This window comes from Curtobacterium oceanosedimentum, assembly GCF_020297365.1.
In the GTDB taxonomy this organism is placed as follows: Bacteria; Actinomycetota; Actinomycetes; order Actinomycetales; family Microbacteriaceae; genus Curtobacterium.
Genome location: NZ_JAIXIG010000057.1, coordinates 1 through 3,180 on the forward strand (window position 1 = coordinate 1; position 3,180 = coordinate 3,180).

General features: G+C 75.4%; 1 protein-coding gene. It reads left to right on the forward strand.

Annotated features, from left to right (window positions below; translation table 11 throughout):
• Positions 1–341: 341 nt before the first annotated feature.
• Complete coding sequence (locus tag LEL83_RS15695; protein ID WP_225559522.1) at positions 342–3,122, forward strand: AMP-binding protein; 2,781 nt, start codon at positions 342–344, stop codon at positions 3,120–3,122.
• Positions 3,123–3,180: the final 58 nt, after the last annotated feature.

The following is a 3,180-nucleotide window of genomic DNA, read 5'->3' on the forward strand; positions in this document are numbered from 1 at the left end:
GGGCGTTGCGCGGAACCGCACGATGTCGCCCCGGAACAGCACCGACCGGTGCTGGACCAGCGCGCCGACCCGGCGCAGCGTGCCGCGCTGGTGTGGTCGGGCAGCGCGCCGAGCGGGCCGACCCAGGAACAGCGCCGGGGCAGCACGTGCGCCGGCCGAGGTGCTCGACCGTCCACCAGCGGGGGTTGGCGTCCGAGGCGGAGGCGAGCCGCGCCTCCAGGCCGGTTGCGGTTCCCCGCAGGGCACGCTCGCCGGGTCGCGGGCGCGATCGGCGCGGCCCTACGGTCGGAGGACCGTCGCGGGTGTCGCGGCGGTCCGCTGCCGAGCCCCGAGGTGTCACCGTGACCTCCGTCGATCCGCTGATCTCCGACGACCCGCTGACCACCGTCCACCCCTGGAGCAGCCGCACCGCCGCCGTGCCCGCAGCCGACGACCACTCGGTGCTCGACCGCTGGGACCGGGTGGTGGCGGCCCACGCCGATGCGCCGGCCCTCGCCGGCAACGGGCGTTCCTACACCTTCGGCGAGGCGGACCGTGCTGCCCGGGGTCTGGCGACCGTGCTCGCGACGACGCTGCGACCCGACGACCACAGCGGGGCGGGAGTCGGTGCGGTCGCCGGCGGCGCGTCGAAGCCCGTCGGGATCATGGCCGGTCAGACGTCGGAGGCCGTGGTCGCGGTGCTGGCCCTGGTCCGCGCCGGACGGACCGTGGTGGTGCTCGACGACCACCTGCCCACGGCACGACTCGAGCACGTCGCACGGCTTGCGGGGGTCGACGAGATCCTGGCGGACAGCGAGCGCGCTGCCCTGGCTGCCGACGTCGTCGCCGAACGCGCCGGCTCGGTCCACGAGCTCGGGGACCTGCTGGCGCGCGGTGCGGTGGCGACGGACGGCACGGCACCCGCGGGGCGCCCCGGGGGTCGGGACCCGTTCGCGATCGTCTTCACCTCCGGATCGACCGGCATGCCGAAGGGCGTCGTGCTGACCCACCGGCAGCAGCTGGCGAACGCGGAGCAGGACGCCACCGCCCTCGGGCTCGGCCCCGGTGACCGGCTCGGGGTGGTGCTGCCGCTGTCGTTCGCGGCCGGACTGCTGTTCTCGTTCGACACCCTGCTGTGCGGGGGCGCCGCGGTGCTGCTCGAACCCCGCGAACTCGGCGTCGAACGGCTCGTCGGCCGGTTCGCCGAGGAGCACGTCACCGTGCTCGTGTGCACGCCGCACCTGCTGCGGTCGATCGTCGGGTCGCAGACGGCCCCGGGTGCGCACGCGACGGCCTCCGGGACCGCGCCCGTGCTCGGTGGGCTCCGGTTCCTGATGACCACCGGCGAGGCCGTCACCGGTGCCGACCTCGAGGCCGCACGCCTGCACCTCGACCCGGACACCCTGCTGCTCAACGCGTTCGGGTCGAGCGAGACCGCCTGCGTGGCGTACTGCCCGATCGAGCCGGGGCAGCCGGTGCCCGTCGGCGTCGTGCCGGCCGGCTGGCCGCTGCCGGGCAAGACGGTGCTGGTGCTGCGCGAGGACGGCAGCCCCGCCGACCCGGGGGAGACCGGTGAGCTCGTCGTCGTCTCCGACGGCATGACCGCGGGGTACTGGGGTGCACCCGAGAAGACCGCGGAGCGCGCGGGGACGACCGGTGAGGCCGAAGCAGCGCTCGGGATCCCCGTCGGGACACCGAGCTGGCGCCAGGGCGACCTGGCCCGGTTCGACCCGGACGGCCGGCTCGTCCTGCTCGGCCGGTCCGACGACGCCGTCAAGGTCCGCGGGTACCTGGTCGAGCCGAGCGAGGTGGAGGCAGCGCTCCGTGCGGTGCCGGAGGTGCACGACGCCGCCGTCACGGCGCAGGTCGACCCGCCCGCGGTCACCCGGCTGGTCGCCTACGTGGTCGGTCGCCCGGGCCACCGGACGCCGGCGCCCGCCGCGCTCCGACGGGCGTTGCGCGACCGCCTGCCCGAGTACATGGTGCCGGCGTCGATCGTGCCGATGACCGAGCTGCCCCGCAACGAGCGCGGCAAGGTCGACCGGGCCGAGCTGCCCGCCGCGCCGAGCGTCGAGACCGAGATGGTCGAGGGCGAGTACGACCAGTGGGAGCTCGTCGTCGGGCAGATCTGGGCCGAGGTGCTCGGGCTGCGCGGCGTGCACCTGGACGAGGACTTCTCGGCGCTCGGCGGGGACTCGCTCTCCGCCGAGGAGATGCTCGCCGTCGTGCAGGACCGGCTCGGGGTCGACCTGCGGTCCTCGGACGTGCTCGAGCACCCCACGCTCCGGTCCTTCGCCCGCCGCGTCCGTGGCGGTACGAGCGCGCTGCCGAGCCACCCCGACGTCGTCAAGGTGTCCGAGGCACGGGTCGCCGGCCGGCCGCCGGTGTTCTGCTTCGCCGGCGGCGGTGCCCTGGCGCTGACGTTCCTGCCGCTGTCGCGGCACCTGCCGGAACACGACCTGTACGCGTTCCAGCAGCACGCCCTGGAGCGTCGTGGTCTGCCGGACTGGAGCATCGAGCGGAGCGCCCGCCGCGCGGTCGCGCTCATGCGGATCGTGCAGCCGCGCGGACCGTACCTGCTCGTCGGGCACTCGCTCGGCGGTCTCGTGGCGCTCGAGATCGCACGCCTGCTCGTCGAGAACGGTGAGCAGGTCGAACACGTCGCGCTGCTCGACACCTACCTGCCCCGCACGAAGTCCGAGCAGGCGCGCCTGCACTTCGGTCGGATGGAGCCCCGCGACCAGCCGCCCACCGCCGTCCGCGCCGTGCAGCGCGGCCTCGACCGTGCCGTGCGCCGCGTGCTGCCCGCCGGGGTGCCGTACGGCGCGCTGTTCGCCAAGCGGGTCCGGGCCTACACCGCCGGCGTGCTGCGGCACGACGGACAGAAGGGCTTCGACGCGTTCTTCGACCAGGCCGAGATCGTCACCCGACGGCACCACCCCACGCCGTTCCACGGGCGGGCCACGTACGTGCTCGCGGACGCGAACCCCGACGCCGCCGGGTGGTCGGCACTGCTGCGCGGCCCCACCGAGATGGTGCGGATCGCCGCCGAGCACACGTCGTTGCTGCGCGAACCGCACGTCGCGGAGCTCGCCGCCGCGCTCCGCGCCGCGTTCGTCTCGGCGGAGGCCGCCAGGGACTGAGCCGGACGACCCGGCGCGCACGCGACGTCGCTTCCGCCCCCCCCCCCCGGCGACGGCG